This is a genomic window from Symbiobacterium turbinis, from assembly GCF_055383075.1.
This window is the reverse complement of record NZ_AP042433.1, coordinates 1240344-1261459: the sequence shown is the minus strand read 5'-3', so window position 1 is coordinate 1261459 and position 21116 is coordinate 1240344. Positions and strand designations below refer to the sequence as shown.

General features: G+C 68.2%; 16 protein-coding genes. 13 read left to right on the top strand and 3 right to left on the bottom strand.

The genetic code is table 11. The features are described 5' to 3' along the window. Window positions 1-28: 28 nt before the first annotated feature. From ACZ45O_RS06095 to ACZ45O_RS06055, 9 genes are all read left to right on the top strand, one after another. Window positions 29-862, top strand: coding sequence for a lipoate--protein ligase family protein (locus ACZ45O_RS06095; RefSeq protein WP_464856559.1), 834 nt, complete (start codon window positions 29-31; stop codon window positions 860-862). Window positions 863-881: 19 nt separating this feature from the next. Further along, the gene (locus ACZ45O_RS06090; protein ID WP_464856557.1) at window positions 882-2117 is read left to right on the top strand and encodes a serine hydroxymethyltransferase; all 1236 of its coding nucleotides are present in this window, start codon (window positions 882-884) and stop codon (window positions 2115-2117) included. Window positions 2118-2294: 177 nt separating this feature from the next. Then, on the top strand, window positions 2295-3488 hold the full coding sequence (locus ACZ45O_RS06085) for an amidohydrolase (protein ID WP_464856555.1): 1194 nt from the start codon (window positions 2295-2297) through the stop codon (window positions 3486-3488). Continuing rightward, complete coding sequence (locus ACZ45O_RS06080) at window positions 3488-4624, top strand: amidohydrolase (RefSeq protein WP_464856553.1); 1137 nt, start codon at window positions 3488-3490, stop codon at window positions 4622-4624. The genes ACZ45O_RS06085 and ACZ45O_RS06080 overlap by 1 nt, the downstream gene beginning before the upstream one ends. A gap of 461 nt (window positions 4625-5085) precedes the next feature. Further along, window positions 5086-6438, top strand: a complete 1353-nt coding sequence (locus ACZ45O_RS06075; RefSeq protein WP_464856551.1) for a hypothetical protein — start codon at window positions 5086-5088, stop codon at window positions 6436-6438. Window positions 6439-6504: 66 nt separating this feature from the next. After that, entirely contained in the window at window positions 6505-8067 is a 1563-nt protein-coding gene (locus tag ACZ45O_RS06070; RefSeq protein WP_464856549.1) for a hypothetical protein, read from the top strand. 230 nt (window positions 8068-8297) lie between these two features. Then, window positions 8298-9863, top strand: a complete 1566-nt coding sequence (locus tag ACZ45O_RS06065) for a class I SAM-dependent DNA methyltransferase (protein WP_464856547.1) — start codon at window positions 8298-8300, stop codon at window positions 9861-9863. After that, the gene (locus tag ACZ45O_RS06060; protein ID WP_464856545.1) at window positions 9853-11112 is read left to right on the top strand and encodes a restriction endonuclease subunit S; all 1260 of its coding nucleotides are present in this window, start codon (window positions 9853-9855) and stop codon (window positions 11110-11112) included. Before ACZ45O_RS06065 ends, ACZ45O_RS06060 begins: the two co-directional genes overlap by 11 nt. Then, window positions 11112-14303 carry a type I restriction endonuclease subunit R gene (locus ACZ45O_RS06055; RefSeq protein ID WP_464856543.1) on the top strand — a complete coding sequence of 1064 codons (3192 nt, stop codon included), beginning with the start codon at window positions 11112-11114 and terminating at the stop codon, window positions 14301-14303. Before ACZ45O_RS06060 ends, ACZ45O_RS06055 begins: the two co-directional genes overlap by 1 nt. A 243-nt stretch (window positions 14304-14546) precedes the next feature. On the opposite strand, the gene ACZ45O_RS06050 is transcribed toward ACZ45O_RS06055, so the two are convergent. The 3 genes from ACZ45O_RS06050 to ACZ45O_RS06040 all read right to left on the bottom strand — a co-directional run bounded on the left by ACZ45O_RS06050 (window position 14547) and on the right by ACZ45O_RS06040 (window position 16766). Then, window positions 14547-15002: a hypothetical protein gene (locus ACZ45O_RS06050; RefSeq protein WP_464856541.1), complete on the bottom strand. Its 456-nt coding sequence runs from the start codon at window positions 15000-15002 to the stop codon at window positions 14547-14549. A 6-nt stretch (window positions 15003-15008) separates the two neighbouring features. Then, complete coding sequence (locus ACZ45O_RS06045; protein WP_464856539.1) at window positions 15009-16052, bottom strand: hypothetical protein; 1044 nt, start codon at window positions 16050-16052, stop codon at window positions 15009-15011. Window positions 16053-16121: 69 nt separating this feature from the next. Further along, window positions 16122-16766, bottom strand: coding sequence for a class I SAM-dependent methyltransferase (locus tag ACZ45O_RS06040; RefSeq protein ID WP_464856537.1), 645 nt, complete (start codon window positions 16764-16766; stop codon window positions 16122-16124). A 257-nt stretch (window positions 16767-17023) separates the two neighbouring features. Here ACZ45O_RS06040 and ACZ45O_RS06035 point away from each other — a divergent pair, with 257 nt between their 5' ends. The 4 genes from ACZ45O_RS06035 to ACZ45O_RS06020 all read left to right on the top strand — a co-directional run bounded on the left by ACZ45O_RS06035 (window position 17024) and on the right by ACZ45O_RS06020 (window position 21114). Continuing rightward, complete coding sequence (locus ACZ45O_RS06035) at window positions 17024-17977, top strand: ring-cleaving dioxygenase (RefSeq protein WP_464856535.1); 954 nt, start codon at window positions 17024-17026, stop codon at window positions 17975-17977. Window positions 17978-17990: 13 nt separating this feature from the next. Next, window positions 17991-18647 carry an alpha/beta hydrolase gene (locus ACZ45O_RS06030; protein WP_464856533.1) on the top strand — a complete coding sequence of 219 codons (657 nt, stop codon included), beginning with the start codon at window positions 17991-17993 and terminating at the stop codon, window positions 18645-18647. Window positions 18648-18820: 173 nt separating this feature from the next. After that, the gene (locus tag ACZ45O_RS06025; protein ID WP_464856531.1) at window positions 18821-20845 is read left to right on the top strand and encodes a BglG family transcription antiterminator; all 2025 of its coding nucleotides are present in this window, start codon (window positions 18821-18823) and stop codon (window positions 20843-20845) included. After that, on the top strand, window positions 20833-21114 hold the full coding sequence (locus ACZ45O_RS06020; protein ID WP_464856529.1) for a PTS sugar transporter subunit IIB: 282 nt from the start codon (window positions 20833-20835) through the stop codon (window positions 21112-21114). Before ACZ45O_RS06025 ends, ACZ45O_RS06020 begins: the two co-directional genes overlap by 13 nt. The last annotated feature ends 2 nt before the right edge of the window (window positions 21115-21116 follow it).

Genomic DNA, 21116 nt, shown 5'->3' with positions numbered 1-21116 from the left:
ATGGCAACTTACGGCGGTGTTGTGACGCATGGCGCTGAAGGAGACGAACTGGCGGCTTCTGGACACCGGGCACCGCCCGGGGCCGGAGAACATGGCCATCGACGAGGCGATCGCCCTGGCCCACGGGCGGGGCGAGGTGCCGCCCACCCTGCGCTTTTACGGCTGGGAGCCTGCGGCGGTCTCGATCGGCTACTTCCAGTCCATGCGGGAGGAGGTCGATCTGGAGGCGGTGCGCGCCGGCGGCTACGGCTACGTGCGGCGGCCCACCGGCGGCCGGCTGATCTTCCACCACATGGAGCTGACATATAGTGTGGTGATTCAGGAAGAGCTATTGCCGGGAGGCGTCGTCGAGACGTACCGGGAGATCTCGCTGGGGCTGCTGGCCGGGCTGGAGGAGCTGGGCGTGCGGGCGGAGCTCTCCGGGGGCGACCGGGACCCGCGGCGGGCGGACCCCGGCGGCTTTCACACCGCCTGCTTCGACACGGCCTCGGCCTACGAGCTGCAGGTCGGCGGCCGCAAGGTGGCCGGTTCGGCCCAGACGCGCCGCGACGGGGTGATCCTGCAGCACGGGTCGATCCTGCTGGACATCGACGTGCCGCTGCTCTTTCGGCTGATGCGGCTACCCGAGGGCGTGCCTGCGGAGCGGCTCATGGCGCGCTTCCGCGCGAAGGCGACGACCCTGGCGGAGGCCCTGGGCCGGAAGGTGAGCTATGCCGAGGCCCGCGACGCCTTTGCGGCCGGTTTCGCCCGGGGGCTCGGGCTGACGCTGACCCCGGGGAAGCTCACGGTGGCTGAAGAAAAAGATGTGCAGATGCTTGTCGAAACGAAGTACGGATGTGATAATTGGAACATGAAAAAATAGCAGGGGGCGGGCTCACGGAATGGATGCGTTGAAGCGGTATGATCCTGAGGTGTTTGCGGTCATTCAGCAGGAGGTGGAGCGGCAGCAGCGGAACATCGAGCTGATCGCCTCCGAGAACTTCGTGCCGACGGCGGTGCTGGAGGCTGCGGGGACCGTGCTCACCAACAAGTACGCGGAGGGCTACCCGGGCCGTCGGTACTACGGTGGCTGCGAGTTCGTGGACGTGGTGGAGAACATCGCCCGGGAGCGGCTGAAGGCGGCCTTCGGGGCGGAGCACGTGAACGTGCAGCCCCACTCGGGCGCCAATGCCAACATGGCGGTCTACTTCGCCTTCCTGAAGCCGGGCGACACCGTGCTGGGCATGAACCTGGCCCAGGGCGGCCACCTGACCCACGGCTCGCCTGTGAACTTCAGCGGCAAGACCTACAACTTCGTACCCTACGGGCTCGATCCTGAGACCGAGCGGGTCAACATGGACGCGGTGGCGGAGCTGGCGCGGCAGCACAGGCCGAAGCTGATCGTGGCCGGCTACTCGGCCTACCCGCGGGTGCTGGACTTCAAGCGGTTCCGGGAGATCGCCGACGAGGTCGGGGCGATCCTGATGGTAGACATGGCGCACTTCGCCGGCCTCGCGGCCACGGGCCACTACCCGAACCCGGTGGAACACGCGCACGTGGTCACCACCACGACTCACAAGACCCTGCGCGGTCCCCGGGGCGGGGCGATCCTCTGCCGGAAGGAGTTCGCCAGGGAGATCGACAAGGCGGTCTTCCCCGGCCTGCAGGGCGGTCCGCTGATGCACATCATCGCTGCCAAGGCGGTGGCCTTCAAGCAGCTTTCCGACCCGGACTACACGGCCTACTGCGGCCAGGTGGTGAAGAACGCCAAGGCCCTGGCCGAGGCCCTGGTGGAGCGGGGCTACCGGCTGGTCACCGGCGGCACCGACAACCACCTGATGCTGGTGGACCTGCGGTCCAAGGGGATCACCGGCCGCGATGCGGAGAAGCTCCTTGATCGGGTCGCGATCACGGTGAACAAGAACGCCATCCCCAACGACCCCGAGAAGCCGATGGTGACCAGCGGCATCCGCATCGGCACCCCGGCGATGACCACCCGGGGCATGAAGGAGGCGGAGATGGTCCAGATCGCCGACCTGATCGACCGGGCGATCGCCAACCGGGACGACGAGGCGGCCCTCGAGCGGATCAAGGCGGAGGTGCACGAGCTCACGGCTCGGTTCCCGCTGTACGCGTAACCAGTGCGGTGCGGCGCGCCGGAGGGGGACTCCCCCTCCGGCGCGACTTTTCCGTTCGTCTGCGCTGTGGCTGAGGGCTGGCTGGCACATCCCCCGGCACCTGCCGCGACGCGGCAGGTATGATTAACGCCGCGAAGAATTATCTCCACCATGAACTCCAGCGAGAGGAGGACCATGGTGCTTGCAATCACCAACGCGCGGATCATGACCGTATCCGACGGCGTGATCGAGTCCGGTACCGTGCTGGTCGACGACGGCGGCACGATTGCGGCGGTCGGCGCCGAGGTAGCCGTTCCCGATGAAGCGGAGGTCATCGATGCGGGCGGGCGCACACTGACCCCCGGCCTGGTGGACGCTTTCAGTCACCTGGGGCTCATCAACGAGGGGCTCGGCTGGGCGGGGAACGACGCCGAGGAGGCCACTGACCCCCACACCGCCCACGTGCGGGCGCTGGACGGCATTTACCCCTTCGACCGGGGCATCGCCGAGGCCCGCACCGGCGGCGTCACCACGGTACACGTGGTTCCGGGTGGCAGCAACGTCCTCGCCGGCCAGGCCCTGGCCATCAAGCTGCGCCGGGCGGCCGTGGCCGACGACCTGATCCTCCGCCACCCCACCGGTGTGGCCGCCAGCCTGGGCGAGCGGCCGAAGGCGACCTACGGCGGTGAGAAGCGGATGCCCGCCACCCGCATGGGCATCGCCGCGGTCCTGCGGGAGTCGCTGGTGAAGGCCCAGCAGTACAAGCCCGAGAAGGAGCGGGACCTGCGCTGCGAGGCGCTGCTGCCGGTCCTGCGGGGCGAGCTGCCGCTGCTGGTGCAGGCCCACCGGGCGGACGACATCATCACCGCCCTGCGGATCGGGCGGGAGTTCGGCATCCGCGTCGTGCTGCTGGGAGCCACCGAGGCCCACCTGGTCGCGGACCTGATCGCCGAGGCCGGCGCAGCCGTGGCGGCGGGGCCCTCGCTGGCGGGCCGGGGCCGGCAGGAGACCCGGGACGTCGGCTTCCACCTACCGCTTACCCTGCACCGGCACGGCGTTCCAACTGCAATCGTCACCGGCCACCCGCAGCTGGATCAGCCCTACCTGAACATCGCCGCTGCCCTGGCGGTGCGGGAGGGCTTCACCACTGAGGAGGCGCTGCGGGCGGTCACCCTGACCCCGGCGGAGATTCTGGGCGTGGCCGACCGGGTGGGGAGCATCGCCGCCGGCAAGGACGCCGACCTGGTGCTCTGGGACGGCGACCCGCTGGAGCTCACCACCCGTGTGGCCTGGACGATGGTGGAGGGCCGGATGGTCTACGTGGACGGACGGGACGACGGCGGGGACGCGGGCCCGCAGGACGGGCGGCGGCACGGGGAGGTGCGGTTCTGATGGCCAAGCTTGCGATTACCGGCGCGACGGTCTATCCCATCAGCAGCCCGCCCATGGAGGGGGCGACGCTGCTGGTGGCGGACGGGAAGATCCTGGCCGTGGGGCGGGTGGAGGTGCCGTCGGACGCCCAGGTCATCGACGCCCGGGGCCTGCACTTGCTGCCGGGCTTCGTCGACCCGCACACCCACGTGGGCCTCTGGGGCGAGGGCGACGGTCCCCCGGCCTACGACGGCAACGAGTGGACCGGCAGCACCACCGCGCAGGTCCGGGCGCTGGATGCCGTCAACCCGTTCCACATCTCCTTCGCCGACGCCCGGGCTGCAGGGGTGACGACGGTGCAGACCCTGCCCGGATCCGGCAACCCCATCGGCGGCGAGATGGTGGTCATCAAGACCCGGGGCCGCACGGCCGACGAGATGGTGCTGCGCCAGCCGTCGGGCCTGAAGGGCGCCCTGGGCGAGAACCCCAAGCGGCTGCACGGCCAGCACCACAAGCGGATGCCGGCCAGCCGCATGGGGGTGGCGGCGGTCATCCGCCAGTACCTGGTCCGGGCGCGGGAGTACGACCCGCAGAAGGGGCGGGACCTGGGGCTGGAGCTGGCCCGCCGGGTGCTGGACCGGGAGATCCCGCTCCGGCTGCACGCCCACCGGGCGGATGACATCCTGACCGCCATCCGCATCGCCCGGGAATTCGACGTCGACCTCTCCATCGAGCACTGCACCGAGGGCTGGATGGTGGTGGATGCCCTGGCCGAGGCAGGCTACCCGGTCACGCTGGGGCCGATGCTCGGCGGCCGGTCCAAGGTGGAGACCGCCAACCTGACCTTCCGCAACCCGGGCATCCTGGAGAAGGCCGGGGTCCACGTCTCGCTGATGACCGACCACCCCTTCGTGCCCATCGCGCACCACCGCATCCAGGGGGCGCTGGCGGTCCGGGAGGGCATGAGCGAGGCCGGCGCCCTGCGGGCGATGACCCTGAACCCGGCCGAGATGCTTGGCGTCGCCGACCGGGTGGGCTCGCTGGAGCCGGGGAAGGACGCCGACTTCGTGCTCTGGAGTGACCACCCCTTCCGGGCGCGGGCCCGGGTGCTGGCGACCTACATCGAGGGGCGCGTGGTATACCAGGCGGAGTCGTAGAGAAACCAGTACAGACCAGCGAACCTGCGCGCTGGTCTGTACGTTATGGCTTATGGCGGCGCCTCGTTGAAAGGGAGGAGGTGTTCGCATGAGCGAGTTGCGAGAGTACCTTTTTTGGCTGGTGCTCCTCCTGACGCTCCTGACGAAACTCCTCTCCGCTAACTTCTAGCGGGTGAGGATCTCACCCGCCAGAGTAGCCTCCAACGGCGCCGCCGGGCCCGGTGTGCAAACACCGGGCCTTTCTATTCTGCGCCAGACTCGCCATGCCCAAACCAAGTGCACCGTCAGGGCAGACCGTCCGCGCACGTGCGGTGCAGCGTCGTCGGGTGGGCAGCGGGCACACCCGGCGACGCTGCGCGTAACCTCTCTGACGATTCACCGTTAAGATGGGTGGACGTACCAAACGGAGACGCCAGACGGGCGCGCCGGCCCGGGCAAGCTGAAAGAGGAGGTTCCGATCGTTGCGCCGACTTCTGATCACAGCAGTGCTCCTTGTCACCCTCGCCGCGACCTGTGTGGGTGACACCGCGCCTGTGGCGGCCATCGGGACGCACGTGCAGCCGCTGGACTCCACCACCGTCCGGCTGGCCGAGGAGCGCATCGAGATCCAGGTGCGCCGCGCAGAGGAGACCAGGGCCGGTATCAGCAGGTCGGGGCGGGGCGGGTACCGCATCTGGTTCCGCTTCGAGCCCGAGGCGGATGAGCAGATGCTGGTGGGATTCCCGCTCTGGTTCTACGACCCGGAAGGGAGGGTCCACGGCGCCCGCCTGGAGGACCTGCGGGTGGAGATCGACGGCCGGGAGGTGGATGTGGAGTACCGCCCGTCCGCACACGAGAAGCCGGACCGCGAGGGCGGTGCGCAGAACTGGGCGGTCTTTCCGGTGACGTTCCGGGCCGGCCGGCCGCTGGAGATGGTAGTCAGCTACACCATTGCCGTTGACCCCTATTGGGGCGACAGCAGCGGCCTGGCCCCCTTCTGGATCTCCTACGTGCTGCGCACCGGCGCCCACTGGGCCGGGACGATCGGGCGGGCCGAGGCGGTGCTCACCCTGGACAGGCCGATCCGGCGTGAAGACATCCGGGTGGAGGAACACCGGGGGATTGCCACCACACCCGGCTGGGCCCTGGAGGACGGGGCCCTCCACTGGGTCTGGGAGGACGTGGAGCCGGACTTCGACCTGCACGTGGTATTGGAGAACGTGTACTGGCTCGACGCCGCACAGGAGATCAGGGCGCTGCTGGAGGCCGCAGACGGCGATCGGGAGACGATCATCCAGGCCTGGTGGAAAACCATGGATCTCGTGAATTCGGCAGGTCCGCCCCTGCGCGGCGGGGTCGCGCCGGCCGACGCCGCGGCCGACCTGATGCCGGCCCTGCTCAGGGCGGGCACATCGCTCCTGCAGGCGCGCCCGGGAGATGTCTTTGTGTCGGGCTGGCGCCCGTGGCTGCTCCCCGGCCTGGCCGGTCGCCCGTGGTCCGGGGAGGCACAGGATGCGATCGGCTCGTTCCTGGCCGTTGCGATGCCCGCCTCGTTTCGCTCGGAAGCGGAGGCTCGGGAGTGGGTGGCGACCAGCGCCGGGGAGGTGCTGACCGCCGGGCAGGTCGACGAATTGGTCGACCAGGCGCTCACCCGGGTCCAGGACTCGGGGGATACAGAGGGACCCCGGACGCCGGAGTCCGGCGCAGGTGAGGCTCCTTCAGCGGGGGTGCCCGAGTCCGGCCCCTGGGAATCCGGGGGCTGGATCATCGGTCTCGGCCTGCTCCTGGCGGCGGGCGGCGGCGTCCTCCGCGTGAGGCGGCGGCCCGGCGCCTGAGGGTATGGAGTGTCCGCCGGCTTCCCTGCGTTCATCTGGCACGAGCCCAACAGGAGGTGACGGCAATTGCGCCGGTTCTGGATCGCGCTGCTCCTCGTCCTTGCCCTTTCCTCGACCTGCCTGGGTGACAGCGCACCCCTGGCCCCCGTCGGGCCCCACGTCCAGCCGCTGGACTCCACCACCGTCCGGCTGGCGGAAGAGCGCATCGAGATTTTCCTGCGCCGCGACACACGGCACGATGCCCGTCTCAGCACCAGCGCGGTGGGCGAGTACCGCATCTGGTTCCGCTTCGAGCCCGAGGCGGACGAGGAGATGATGGTGGGTTTCCCGCTGTTCATCTTCGACCCCGAACAGGCGATCTTCGGCGCCCACATCGAGAACCTGCGGGTGGAGATCGACGGACGGGAGGTGGCCACGGAGGTCCGCGAGTCCGCTGTGCACCAGGACGCCGATGCCGGTCCCGTGAACTGGGCGGTCTTTCCGGTCACCTTCCGGGCGGGCCAGCCGCTGGAGATGGTGGTCAGCTACACCATGAATGTGCTGCCGTACGGCAAGGGCTACGACGCGCCGCTCTGGGTCGCCTACGTCCTGCGCACCGGCGCCCACTGGGCCGGGACGATCGGCCGGGCGGAGGCGGTGCTGGCCATGGACCGGCCGATCCGGGCGGAGGACATCCGGTCGGAGGAGAACCCCTTCCGCATCACGACCCCCGGCTGGGTGCTGGAGGACGGCGCCCTTCGCTGGGTGTGGGAGGACGTGGAGCCGGACTTCGATATCCATGTGGTGCTGGAGAACCCCTACTGGCGCGACATGGGGGTGGAGATCCGGGAGATGCTGCAGGCAGGCATCGCCGACCCTGCGGCGCTGACCGCGGTAATCGAAGCCACCCGCAGCCTGGCCGAGGCCGGGAACATGGGCATGAACTCCTCCCTGCGGGACGGCAGCCTGCCCGGCGAGGCCGCTGACCGGCTGCTGCCGGATGTACTGGCCGCGGCCGAGTCGTTCCTGGCAGAGCATCCCGACGACGACGAGGTCCGGGTGCAGTACCTGCTCCTCTTGCGGGAGACGTCGCTGCCGCTGGTGTGGGAGTCGGCCGACTGGGTCTGGCGGGTGCGCAGCGAGGACCACCTCGCCCTCTTCCTGCGGGAGGCGGTCGCCCACGGCATGACCGACCGGCTGTACGTGCAGCGGTGGCGGCCGTGGGCGGAGGAGGAGCTGGCGGGCTACCCGTGGCGTCCCGAGACCCAGGACGCGATCGCCGCCTTCCTGACCGAGGTCATGCCCGGGACGTTCGCTTCGGAAGACGCGGCCTGTGCCTGGGTTGAGGCCAACGCCGGGGAGGCGCTGACGCCTGAGCGGGCTGACCGGCTGGCCGCGGAGGCGGTCCGGCGCGCGGCCACGGCCGGAAGCGGCGCGGCGCAGCCGCCTGCGGCCGATCCGGCCGACCGGCCTTCACCGCCGGCCGGGGAGACCCCTGCGCCCGGGGCCGCGGAGCCCACCGATGCCGGGGCCCGGCGCGGCTGGGCACCCGCTGTCGGGGTTGCCGTCGGTGCGGTGCTGCTCCTGGGGCTGGGGACGGTGGTCGTCCGCCGGCGCCGCCGGAGCGACGGCGAGGCGCGGAAGGGATGAGGATGGAGGGGGGCCGCGTGCACGGCTGGGTTGACCGCCCTGCCCTGGCCGGCACAGCCAGGCTCCGGCAGGGAGCCGCCCTCCGTGTACCGAACTGACTATCAATGACTTGGAATTGCAGGCCTGTTCGGTCAGAGTGCCGTTGAGCCTGGGATTGCGTATCCAGGGTCTGGCCTCACCGGTTGCCAGCAGGCTGCAATCGGAAGAACTGTGGCGAGAGGGTTGAACGAATGGACAACGAGATGAAACGTACGCTCTGGGCCGCCGCAGATAAGCTGCGGTCGTCTATGGATGCGGCCGAGTACAAGCACATTGTGCTGGGTCTGATCTTCCTCAAGTACATCTCCGACTCTTTCGTGGCACGACGGGAGCGGCTGCGGAGGATACTTGGTGACCCCGAATCCGAACTCTATCTGGATGACCCGGCCGACCGGGAAGCAGCCCTGGAAGAGCGGGATTACTACACGATGGACAATGTTTTCTGGGTGCCCGACCGGGCGCGCTGGGAGACCATCCGCGCCCATGCGAAGCAGCCGGACATTGGCGTGCGCATTGACCAGGCCCTGGAGGCCATCGAGCAGGAGAACCCGCGGCTGAAGGGGCTCTTGGACAAGCGGTACGGCCGGGCCCATCTGGAACCCGGGCGGCTGGGCGAGCTGGTCGACCTGATCTCCACCATCGGGTTCGGCGAGGAGCACCGGGCCAGGGACGTGCTCGGCGAGGTGTACGAATACTTCCTGGGCCAGTTCGCCAGCGCGGAGGGCAAGAAGGGCGGCCAGTTCTACACGCCCGCCTCAGTGGTGAAGCTGCTGGTCGCGATTCTCGCGCCCTACAAGGGGAAGGTCTACGACCCGTGCTGTGGCTCGGGCGGCATGTTCGTGCAGGCGGAGCGCTTTCTGGAGAGCAGGGGCGGCCGCTTCGGGGACCTCTCGATCTACGGTCAGGAGGCCAACCCCACCACGTGGCGGCTGGTCGCGATGAACCTGACGATCCGGGGGCTCGACTTCAACCTGGGCAAGGAACCGGCCGACACGTTCCACCGGAACCAGCACCCGGACCTGCGGGCGGATTACATCCTGGCCAATCCGCCGTTCAACATGTCCGACTGGGGCGGTGAGCGGCTGGTCGATGACCCCCGGTGGATCTACGGCACGCCGCCGGCCGGCAACGCCAACTTCGCCTGGCTGCAGCACATCCTCTGGCACCTGGCTCCGGCGGGCCAGGCGGGCGTGGTGCTCGCCAACGGCTCGATGTCGTCGCAGCAGAACAACGAGGGCGAGATCCGCAAGAACATGGTGGAGGCCGACGTGGTCGAGGTCATGGTCGCGCTCCCGCCGCAGCTATTCTTCAACACGCAGATCCCGGCCTGCCTCTGGTTCTTGTGCAAGGACAAGACCAAGAACGGCCGGGATCGCCGGGGCGAGGTGCTCTTCATCGACGCCCGGAAGATGGGGCGAATGGAGACGCGGGTTCAGCGTGTCCTCGACGACGAGGAGATCGCGAAGATCGCCAACACGGTGCACCTCTGGCGGCAGGACCGGGAGGCGCCGTCCGGGCAGGTGTACGAGGATGTGCCGGGCTTCTGCCGCGCGGTCAAGCTGGAGGAGATCGCCGCGAACGGCTACGTGCTCACCCCTGGGCGCTACGTCGGGGCGGAAGAGGTGGAGGACGACGACGAGACCTTTGCCGAGAAGATGGAGCGGCTGACCGCGGACCTAGCTGAGCAGATGCGGCGGGGAGCCGAACTGGAGGAACGTATCCGGCAGGTGCTGGGGAGGTTGGGGTATGACCTCTGAGATTCGTAGCTTGCCACTCGGTAAAGTTTGTGCACTGATCTACCGGTACCCGTCCTTCTACGGTATGGAGAAACACTCGGAGGGCGTGCCGGTCGTCCGTGGCGAACACCTGATGCCGGATGGAACGATCTCGACAAATTGGGATGATTATTGGTTCGTCGCGCCGGAGGTTTCTGAGCGGTACCCGAAGACGGTTCTCGCACTGGACGATGTTGTGATGTCCGTGCGCGGCACCGTGGGCGCTTTCGCTCGGGTAGGCAAGGAGCATGTGGGGGCGCAGATCTCGCCTAACCTGATCAGACTCTCTCCAGACCCCAAGGTTCTTGTTCCACGGTACCTGTTCTATGCTCTCCGATTTCCAGGAATAAAGGAAGCCATTTTGGGAGGAGTGGCTTCGTCGGCAGTACCCGCGCTAAAAGCATCAGATATAAAGCGCACTTGTATACTTGTCCCGCCGTTAGCTGACCAGCAGAGGATCGTCGAAATTCTGGGTGGGATCGATGATTGGATCGACTTGTTAAAGCAAGAGACCGTGACACTCGAAGCGATCGCACGGGCGATCTTCAAGTCATGGTTCATCGACTTCGACCCCGTTCGCGCCAAAGCTGAAGACGCGAAATCACAGGGTTTGGACGCCAAGGCAACTGCATTATTCCCGATCGAATTTGAACAGTCAAAGTTGGGACTCATTCCGAAGGGGTGGCGGGTTACAACTGTAGAGGAGGTAGCAACTGTCACCAGCGGTAAACGACCGACGTTTCTAACGGATAAGCCTAGTTCGGATGCCTGCATTCCTATATATGGTGGAGCAGGGCTGATGGCATGGACCACATCGGCACTTACGAACGGCCCTATTGTCATTACAGGGCGAGTTGGGACGCTGGGCAAAGTCTTTTTTGTAGACGGCCCTTGTTGGCCGTCAGACAATACCCTCGTGATAAGATCAGCAGAAGAGATTACTATCTTTCTCTACTTCTATTTAAAGTCGGTCGATTTGTCACAACTCAATCGCGGGTCAACCCAGCCAATGATAACTCAGACTGATGTGAAAAAGATCGTCATGGTTATGCCCAGCGCCCAGGTTCTTTTCGCTTTCCGTAATCTTGTAGCTCCCATTTTCGCCAAGATCCGCCAAAACACTATTCAAGCGTCTACCCTTTCCTCTCTTCGCGACACCCTGCTCCCCCGACTCATCTCCGGCAAGCTCCGCGTGCCCGAGGCCGAGGAGGCCCTGAAGGAGGTGCTGTGATGCCCGTCCTCAACGAAGAGACCCTGGAACAGGCGGCACTCGAATGGCTCCGCGAGCTCCGCTGGGAGGTCGCATATGGACCTGACATCTCCCCTGTGGACGCCAACACCCCCGGCCCCGAGCGGGAGTCCTACCGCCAGGTCGTGCTGACGGGCCGGCTGCGTGAGGGCATCCAGCGCCTCAACCCCCACATCCCGGCCTCGGCGCAGGAGGACGCCCTCCGGCAGGTGGTGAACCCCAACATCCCCGGCCTGGTGCAGGCCAACCGGCAGTTCCATCGGTGGCTCGTGGAGGGCGTGCCGGTCGAGTTCCAGAAGGATGGGGAGACCCGGGGCGACCGGGTGCGGCTGGTGGACTTCACCGACCCGGGTCGGAACGACTGGCTGGCGGTCAACCAGCTCTCCATTCAGGGGCCGAAGAAGGTGCGCAGGCCGGATGTCATCCTGTACCTCAACGGCCTGCCGATCGTCGTCATCGAGTTGAAGAACCCGGCAGACGAGAACGCAGACATCTGGGCCGCCTTCAACCAGCTCCAGGCCTACAAGGAGGACATCCCCGACCTCTTCGTCTACAACGAGCTGCTGGTCATCTCCGACGGCCTCTCCGCCCGCATGGGGTCGCTGACCGCCAACCGGGAGCGGTTCATGGCCTGGCGGACCATCGACGGCCACGAGATCGACCCCCTGGGCGAGATGCGTGAGCTGGAGACCCTGATCCGCGGCGCCTTCCGGCACGACCTGCTGCTGGAGTACCTGCGCTACTTCATCCTCTTCGAAGAGGATGGCCACCTCGTCAAGAAAGTGGCCGGGTACCATCAGTTCCACGCCGTCCGGGCCGTGGTGGAAAGCGTGCTGAAGGCATCGGCCCCGGGCGGCTCCCGTAAGGGCGGCGTCGTCTGGCACACCCAGGGGGCCGGCAAGTCCCTGGAGATGACCTGCCTCGCTGGCCGGCTGATGAGCCACCCGGACCTGAAAAACCCCACCATCGTGGTGGTCACCGACCGGAACGACCTGGACAACCAGCTCTTCGGCGTCTTCGCCGGCGCCACGGAGCTCCTCAGGGAGACGCCGGTCCAGGCCGAGACCCGGCCGCGGCTGCGGGAACTCCTGGCCAACCGGCCGTCGGGCGGAATCATCTTCACCACCATCCAGAAGTTCATGCCCGGCGAGGACGAGGACACCTTCCCTGTGCTCTCCGAGCGGACCAACATCATCGTCATCTGCGACGAGGCCCACCGCAGCCAGTACGGCTTCGCCGCCAGACTGAGCCTGCCTGAGCGGCGCAGGCGCCCGGCGACCGCGCCCATGGGGTCCGGGGGCGACCTGTCCGACCAGATCGCGGCCGAGGCGCCGGGCGGGGATTACGCCGTCCGCTACGGCTACGCCCAGCACATGCGCGACGCCCTGCCCGGGGCGACCTTCGTCGCCTTCACAGGCACCCCCGTTGCCCTGGAGGACCGGAACACCCGGGCCGTCTTCGGTGACTACGTGCACATCTACGACGTGCTGCAGGCGGTGAAGGACGGCGCGACGGTGCCCATCTACTACGAGTCCCGCCTGGCCAAGCTCGACCTGAAGGAGGAGGAGATCCCCCGGATCGACGAGGCCGTGGAAGAGCTGACCGAGGACGAGGAGGACGACGCCGCACGGGCCGCCCAGTACCGCCGCTGGACGGCTCTGGAGAAGCTGGTGGGCGCGCCGCCCCGCATCCAGAAGGTGGCCGCCGACCTGGTCGCCCACTTCGAGCGGCGCCTCGCGGCCATGGACGGCAAGGCGATGGTCGTGTGCATGAGCCGGGAGATCTGCGTGCACATGTACAACGCCATCGTCGCCCTGCGGCCCGAGTGGCACGACCCGGATCCCGAAAAAGGCGTCATCAAGATCGTGATGACCGGTTCCGCCGCCGACAAGCCGCTCCTGCGGCCGCACATCTACAGCAAGGAGGTCCGCAAGCGGCTGGAGCGGCGCTTCAAGGACCCCAACGACCCGTTCAAGATCGTCATCGTGCGGGACATGTGGCTCACGGGCTTCGACGCCCCCTGCCTGCACACGATGTACATCGACAAGCCGATGCGGGGCCACAACCTGATGCAGGCCATCGCCCGGGTCAACCGGGTCTTCAGGGACAAGCCCGGCGGGCTGGTGGTGGACTACATCGGCATCTCGCACGAGCTGAAACAGGCCCTGCGGGAGTACACCGCCGCGCGGGGCCGGGGCGAGCCGGCCATCGACGCGGAGCAGGCCCTGGACATCCTGCGCGAGAAGATGGACGTGCTCCGGGCGATGCTCCACGGCTGCGACTACTCGGCCTTCCGCACCGAGGCCATCGCGCTTCTGCCCAAGGTGGCCAACCACATCCTGGGGCTGGAGGACGGACAGAAGCGCTTCGCCGACCACGTGGTGGCCGCCTCCAGGGCCTTCGCCCTCTGCTGCACCCTGGAGGGCGCCCTGGCCTACCGGGACGAGTTGGCCTTCTTCCAGGCGGTCAAGGCGGCGCTCTCCAAGCGCGCGGAAACCGACCGGAAGGTGGCGGATGAGCGCAAGGAGGCGGCCCTGCGGCAGATCATCGCCCAGGCGGTGGTCTCCGACGAGGTGGTGGACATCTTCGCCGCGGCGGGGCTCAGCAAGCCTGACATTTCCATCCTCTCGGAGGAGTTCCTCGACGAGGTGCGCCGGATGAAGGAGCGCAACCTCGCCGTCGAGCTGCTGCAGCGCCTGATCAAGAACGAGATCAAGGCGCGCTTCGAGACCAACGTGGTCCAGTCGGCGAGGTTCTCGGACCTGCTCCAGCAGGCGCTCACCCGCTACCGGAACCGCACCATCGAGACGGCGCAGGTGATCGAGGAGCTGATCGCCATGGCCAGGCGCTTCCAGGAGGAGGCGCGGCGGGGCGAGCAGCTCGGGCTGAACGAGGATGAGCTCGCCTTCTACGACGCCCTGGCCAGCAACGAGTCGGCCGTGCGGGAGCTCGGCGACGAGGTGCTGAAGAAGATGGCTGTCGAGCTCACGGAGCGGCTGCGTAAGTCGGTGACCGTGGACTGGGCGCGCCGCGAGACGGTGCGGGCCCGGCTGCGGGTGATGGTGCGCACGCTGCTCCGACGGTATAAGTACCCGCCGGACCGGCAGGAGGCGGCGACGAACCTGGTGCTGAAGCAGGCGGAGGTGCTGTCGCAGGAGTGGGCCACGGCCTAGAGCCATCCTTGGACCAACGACGTAGGGGGAAGACTCAAATGTCAGCGGTCGTGGATCAACTGAAGGGTGGATGCTGGACAAATCTTCAGAACGTAGGGGCGCGATCCTACGTATGTGGTTACTGTGGTGATAAGGTCGCCGCGGAAGAAGGGTACTCAGCAAAACAGCGTACCGCTGGCGTAGAGGAGCGCGCCTGAGCGTGCTCCTCTTTTTGCCCTCTCAGGCGCTGCCGGCCGGTGCGGATCAAACGAAGAAGCGCAGAATGGCGAACGTGATGCCCAGAGACCCCGCCAGCCACAACGGCCAGACCACCGGCCACGGCACCCTTCGCGTCGCCCCCAGCCGGTCCGCGAGCGGCGTCCCCACATAGAGGGAGCCAAGCATCGCACCCGGCGGGAACCAGCCGATCGTGAGGAGGGTGAGCAGAGCACCCCAGGCCAGCGGGGCCCAGGGCGAGCGGATCCGCTGCCGCAGCGCCCACTCGCCGATGGCGATGAGCACGGCCCAACCGAAGAGGCCGGCCGCCAGGAACGTCAGCCCGAGCAGGGCCTTCCCGCTGTTCTCATCCAGCGGGGAAAAGGATTCGACCCGCAGCAGCCAGTCGACGAACAGGCCGGCGCTCGCGGCTCCGGCAGCCCAGAACGCGGCGGGCCGCAGGCGCAGCCATTCCAGGGAGAACCCGATCCCATGGTTCAACATGTCGCATCACGTACACCCTTCGTCCAGCCGGAAGTCCCGGATGATGGTTCGTCCGGCGTCGTCGGTTTCAAACCACACGGTGCCCACTTTCACGATCAGGTTGATCTGACCGGCCAACCACACCACGAACGGCGCCTTGCCGTCGGCGTCGGGCTGCGCCGGTTCGGTCGTCGGCACGCAGTACTCGTCGAATGCGGTGACGCTGGCCAGCTCAACGCCCGTCACCTCGTAGGGCCACGGGGGGATGGCTTCCAGGAAGGCTCCGGCCACGTCGGTCGAGGCGAAGTACCGGGGCAGCTCATCCTCCAGCCGGTACGCCGCCGCGATCTGCGCGGCGTGCAGCACCGCCTCCGGAGCCTCGGGGTACACCAGATCGCTACCCTCCGGCACAAGCCGCTCCTCCACGATGGCCACGCTGCCTTGCTCCAGGTTCAGCGCGTACCGGCGGATCCGGGTGTGGCGCGCCGGGTCGCCCATGTCCCACTCCACCAGGAGGGCCCCGTCCTCGGTGAAGGACGCGCGGTGCGCCGGGGTGGTCTCCGCGTGCTTCAACCCCCAGCCGTAGAGCCGGTCGTGGGCGAAGGTGCCCGACCGCCGGACGAAGGCCTGGATGCCTACGGCAGTCTGGCCGTCCTCAAACCGGCGCCACTCCAGCAGCACGGCGCGGGGCTGGCCAGGCAGGCTGTGCAGCGAGACCTTCCGCTCCCATCCGAAGGTCTCCCAGGTGAGGAGCTTTTCACCCTGCGCGTCGTAGATCTCCACGGGGTCGGCGGTCCACGTATCGGTGAGGCCCCGGATCCACTCCGGCGCGCCGTCCCCGTCCAGGTCCGCCGGGACGGCGCCGGCCACGGGCGGGTGGTCCGCAGCGCTGTCAGGCCCGGCCGGATCCTCCGGCATCTGGGGATCAGCCGTCTGTCCCGGGTTTTCGGTCCGGTCCGTGGGCGCAGCCGCGGAGGGGTCGGGCCCTCCGGCGCTGCAGCCGCTGACGAGCAGCGCGGCGATCAGGAGCCAGGGCAGGATCCGCGGGTGAACGCGGTGTCGCCGGTTCATCGCGCTGATCACCTCCTGCCCGGTACAACGGGACTCCCGGCGCCGGGGTTACGGTCCCCTCATCAGGGATCACGCACGCTTGCGGGCGATCACCATCCAGTGGCAGGGGGCCGTCTGCCGCCAGCGGGAACCGCCGAAGCCAGCCTCGTGGAGCAGTTGGTCCAGGTCGCCGACCAGCGGGTAGTCCTCCTCGTCGTCCCAGCGCTCGCCGATGGCCTCCCTGGCCGCAGCCAGCGCCGCCGGGGAGGCGAACATGATGTCCACCAGGCAGAGCGCCCCGCCGGGTTTCAGCACCCGGGCAAGCTCCCTGCATGCCGCGAGACGGCCCCCGGGCGGGACCTCGTGGAAGGCGAAGCTGGAGATGACCACGTCGAACTCGCCCGAGTCGAAGGGAATGGCGTTGAAATCCCCGACCCGCAGGGTGAAGCCGGGGTGCTTCCCCCGGCAGGCGTCGAGCATGGCGGGCGACGGATCCACCCCAGAGACGCGGACGCCGCGCCCGCGGAGGCGGGCGGCGAAGGCGCCGGTCCCGATGCCCACGTCCAGCACCGACATCCCCGGGGCGACGGGCACCTGTTCGGCGGCGATCCGCAGGGTTTCGGCGTAGCCGACCAGCGGGCCTGCCTTAGGACCGTCCTGTCCCGCCAGATCCAGATCGTAGGTGCGCGCCCAGCGGTCGAACAGGGCGCGGCTCTCTTCGGGGGTGCGCGGCATCGGCAAGGTTCCTCCTCCGGAGATCTGAGATGGGCGATGCAGATCCTTTCGCCGGCTCAGGTGCGGCACCGTGCGGGAATCCTCGGAGCAGAGCGGTCGAGGAAAACTCTCCCGTCGGCGGAACCGGTGAGCACCCCAGGCGCCTTCCGGACGGCTGTCCAGGCACACGGACACCCCTGCACGGCGCCTGGGCGTCCCCCTTACGCCAATCTAAACGTCATAGATATGAAAGTTGCCCGAGCGAGGGAGGGATCGGGGTGCAGCTTACCGGTTTTCACCACCTCACGGCGATGACCGCCCGCATCCGCGAGAACTGGCGGTTCTACACCGAGGTGTTGGGTCTGAGGCTGGCCAAGCGCACCGTCAACCAGGACGACGTGCGTGCTTACCACCTGTACTACACCGACGGTGCCGGGAGCCCCGGCACCGATATCACGTTCTTTGACTGGGACATCCCCCCGGAGCGGCGCGGCACCCGCTCGATCGTGCGCACCATGTTCCGCGTGAACGGGCAGGAGTCCCTGGCCTGGTGGCAGCGCCGGCTGGCGGACGCCGGCGTTCCGGTCGGCGAGGTGATCGACTGGGCCGGGCGGCCGACGGTGCTCTTCGAGGATCCCGAAGGGCAGCGGCTGGCCCTGGTGGACGACGGCGGACAGGGGCCTGACCCGGTCATCTGGGAGCGGAGCCCGGTGCCGCCCGATCACCAGCTCCGGGGCCTGGGGCCCATCGTGCTCAGCGTGCCCGAACTGGGGCCCACCGCCGCGAGCCTGATCCAGGTGCTGGGGATGCGGCGGGAGCGGGAGCTGGCGTCGCCGGAGGATCCGAAGGACACCCTGCACGTCTTCAGCATGCATGAAGGCGGCCCGGCCGCCGAGCTGCACGTGCTGGTGCAGCCCCGTCTGCGCATGGCGCAGCAGGGGGCGGGCGGCGTCCACCACGTGGCCTTCCGCACCCCCAACGAGCGGGAGTACCAGGCGTGGCTGCGGCGGCTGAACCAGCTGGGCATCCGCAACAGCGGCCCGGTGGACCGGTTCTGGTTCAAGTCGCTCTACTTCCGGGAGCCCGGCGGCATCCTGTTTGAGATCGCCACCGACGGCCCGGGCTTTGCCATCGACGAGCCGCTGGAGGCGCTGGGCGAGAAGCTGATCCTGCCGCCCTTCCTGGAGCACCGGCGGGCGGAGATCGAGGCCAACCTGAAGCCGATCGACTGAGGGGGGCGGGCCTGTGCTGCGATACGATCAGTACATCCCGGCCGGCGCCCGAGACGGCGCCCCGCTCTTCGTGCTGCTGCACGGCCGCGGCAGCCACAAGGGCGACCTGATGGGCCTGCGGCCCTACCTGCCGCCCTCCGCCCTGTTGGTCACGCCCGAGGCGCCCTTCCCGGGTGCGCCCTGGGGTTACGGGCCGGGCTGGGCCTGGTACCGCTTCCTGGGCGGGGCGAGACCGGAGCCCGAGTCGTTCCGGGAGAGCCAGCGGGCCCTGGCGGAGTTCCTGGCCGGGCTGCCCGGCCGGCTGCCGGTGAGGCCCGGTCCGGTCATCCTGGGCGGCTTCTCCCAGGGCGGCGTGATGAGCATGGCCTACGCCCTGCTCCATCCCGGCGCGGTGTCGATGGTGGTCAACTTCAGCGGCTTCCTGGCCGAGCATCCGGACGTGGAGGTCACCCCCGAACGGGTGAAGGGCACCCGCTTCTTCTGGGGACACGGGGAGCGGGATCCGGCCATCCCCCACGCCCTCGCCCTGGAGGGGCAGAAGCGGCTGCGGGCTGCAGGCGCCGACCTCACCGCCCGCACCTACCCCATGGGCCATTCCATCTCGCCGGAGGAGCTGGCGGACGTGACCGCCTGGGTACAGCAGGGCCTGCACCCGGGCCTCAGCAGGTGAACAGGGCGGCGGCCGCCGGCTGACGGGTCTGTACGGGCCACTCACCTTCGACGGGTGGGTGGCCCATTCTTTGTGTCAGACACCTTCACCTTCCCGGGGAATGAATTTGAAAGGTTACGGTACAGGAGAAATACTGCACACGAAAGAAATATCAAACCCGGGAGGTGATCCCGGTGCTGAACCAGCGGCGGGTGGCCTTGCTGCGGTTTCTGCTGGCGCCGGGAGACCGCGTGAACACCGTCGCGACGCTCGCTGCGCGGCTGGGCGTCTCCGAGCGGCTGATCCGGTACGACCTGGCCGAGATCGGCGACTGGGTCCGTCGCAAGGGTGCGCAGGTGCGCCACGATCCCCGCAGCGGCATCTGCATCGATGGCGACTGCGAGCGGGTTCTGGCCGACCTGGAAAGCGTCATGCGATCGGATAAGCCGCCGGCGGAGTACATTCTGACGCCTGCCGAACGGCACAACTGGATCATGACCCTCCTGCTCGAGCAGGGTGACCCCGTTCCCATCGGCACCCTGGCCGATCAGCTGGGCGTAAGCCGCGGGACCATCTACAGCGACCTGCACGCCGTGGCGGAGCGGCTGGGGCAGTACGGCCTGCAGCTGATGAAACGCCCGAAGCGAGGCGTCTGCGTGTCCGGCCCTGAGACCGGGATTCGTGAGGCGCTGGTGGCCCTGGCGCTGGAGCGGATCGGAATGGACCAGCTCGTCTTGCTGATTGCCCAGTGCGAGCAGACCGACCGCTGGGGGCTGGAGCCCTACGACCTGCCGCCGGAGCCCTGCTTCAGAGCGGCGCTTCGTGCCCTGCGGGCCGTGGAGGACTACAGCGGCCTGGGTCTGACCGATGTCTGGTTTGCCGAGGCGGTGCTTCACCTGGCGTTCGCCGTGCACCGGGTGAGGCAGGGGAAGCACGCGGAGTTTTCGGGCCTGCCCGCCACGGATGCCCCCGAGTGGCGGACTGCACGGCTGTTGGTTGAACAGGTCGAGGCGCTCTCCGGCACGCCCATGCCGGCCTCGGAGGTGGCGCCGCTGGCGGGGCTGATTCAGAAGGCCGGCCGCAGAGTGTGCGCCGCAGGCCGCGAACTGCCGCATTCGCCCGATGCGGTGTACCTGGCCAGGCGGTTCGCCGCGGTGGCAGAGTCGCTCCTGGCCGTCGATCTGGCCGGCGACAGCGACTTCATCTCCGGGCTGGCCCTGCACCTGCAGCCCATCCCGCACCGGCTCGCGCAGAGTCCGCCCATCGTGAACCCGCTGCTGGAGCAGATCCGGGAGATGTACCCCGAGCTGTTCGCAGCGGCGCGGCAGGCGGCGGCCGTGCTGGAGGAGGCGTGGGGGCTTCCGGTTCCGGAGGCGGAGGTCGGCTACCTGACCATGCACCTGGGAGCTGCCCTCGAGCGGCGCCGCCTCGCGCGGCCCCGCCGGCACCGGGTCGTCGCGGTCTGCAGCAGCGGCGTGGGCACGGCCCGCCTGCTGGCGAGCCGCCTGCAGGCGGCGCTCCCGGAGGTGGAACTGGTGGCGGTGACGTCGCTGCTCTCCCTGGGCGAGACCCTGCGGACGTGCGAGTGCGACCTCGTCGTTGCCACGTGCCCGGTTCCGGAGATCGCAACCCCGGTGGTCCAGGTCAGTCCGCTGCTCTTCGCCGGCGACCTGCGTGCGATTCGCGACGCCTTGGCGCCGGAGGGCTATGTACATTCCTTCCAGAGAAGGGGTTATCCGCCTATGCTGTCAGACGTCCTGACCGAACAACTGATCCGGCTTGGTGTGGAGGCTGCAGACTGGGAAGCCGCCGTGAGGGCAGCCGGCCGGGTGCTGGTCGACAACGGCGCGGTCGAGCCCAGATACGTGGACGCGATGGTGGAGGGGGTGCGGCGGGTCGGGCCCTACATCGTCGTGGCGCCGGGAGTGGCCCTCCCCCACGCCCGCCCGGAGGACGGCGTGCGCCGCCTCGCCATCAGCATGGTGCAGCTGCGGGACCCGGTGGCCTTCGGGCACGAGACGAACGACCCGGTCTCGCTGGTGTTCGCGCTCGCCGCCGTGGACGTGGACAGTCACCTGAAGGCCCTCTCTCAGCTCTCATCCATCATCAGCAACCCTGAGCACGTGGCACGGCTCGGGTCGGCACAGGATGTTGCGGAGGTGCTGAAGGTTGTGTTCCCCAACACCGCTGGAAAGGAGGAAGGCGCATGCGGATCGTGAGCATATGCGGAATGGGTTTTGGCACCAGCCTCATCCTGCGCATGACCATCGACGAGATCCTGAAGGCGCGCGGCATCAAGGCCGAGACCATGGCGTGGGACCTGGGCAGCGCCAAGGGACAGCAGGCGGACATCGTGGTGGCCCCGCGCGACATGGAACGTCACCTGAAAGACTTCCCGGCCCGAGTCGTGCTGGTCGACAACCTGACCAACAAGCAGGAGGTGGAAGCGAAGCTGATCCCCGTCGTGGAGGAGCTGATGAACCAGTAGCC

Coding starts and splice junctions, on each gene's coding strand:
- ACZ45O_RS06095 (WP_464856559.1), top strand. CDS start 29: ATGGCGCTGAAGGAGACGAACTGGCGGCTTCTGGACACCGGGCACCGC.
- ACZ45O_RS06090 (WP_464856557.1), top strand. CDS start 882: ATGGATGCGTTGAAGCGGTATGATCCTGAGGTGTTTGCGGTCATTCAG.
- ACZ45O_RS06080 (WP_464856553.1), top strand. CDS start 3,488: ATGGCCAAGCTTGCGATTACCGGCGCGACGGTCTATCCCATCAGCAGC.
- ACZ45O_RS06065 (WP_464856547.1), top strand. CDS start 8,298: ATGGACAACGAGATGAAACGTACGCTCTGGGCCGCCGCAGATAAGCTG.
- ACZ45O_RS06060 (WP_464856545.1), top strand. CDS start 9,853: ATGACCTCTGAGATTCGTAGCTTGCCACTCGGTAAAGTTTGTGCACTG.
- ACZ45O_RS06055 (WP_464856543.1), top strand. CDS start 11,112: ATGCCCGTCCTCAACGAAGAGACCCTGGAACAGGCGGCACTCGAATGG.
- ACZ45O_RS06050 (WP_464856541.1), bottom strand. CDS start 15,002: ATGTTGAACCATGGGATCGGGTTCTCCCTGGAATGGCTGCGCCTGCGG.
- ACZ45O_RS06045 (WP_464856539.1), bottom strand. CDS start 16,052: ATGAACCGGCGACACCGCGTTCACCCGCGGATCCTGCCCTGGCTCCTG.
- ACZ45O_RS06040 (WP_464856537.1), bottom strand. CDS start 16,766: ATGCCGCGCACCCCCGAAGAGAGCCGCGCCCTGTTCGACCGCTGGGCG.
- ACZ45O_RS06020 (WP_464856529.1), top strand. CDS start 20,833: ATGCGGATCGTGAGCATATGCGGAATGGGTTTTGGCACCAGCCTCATC.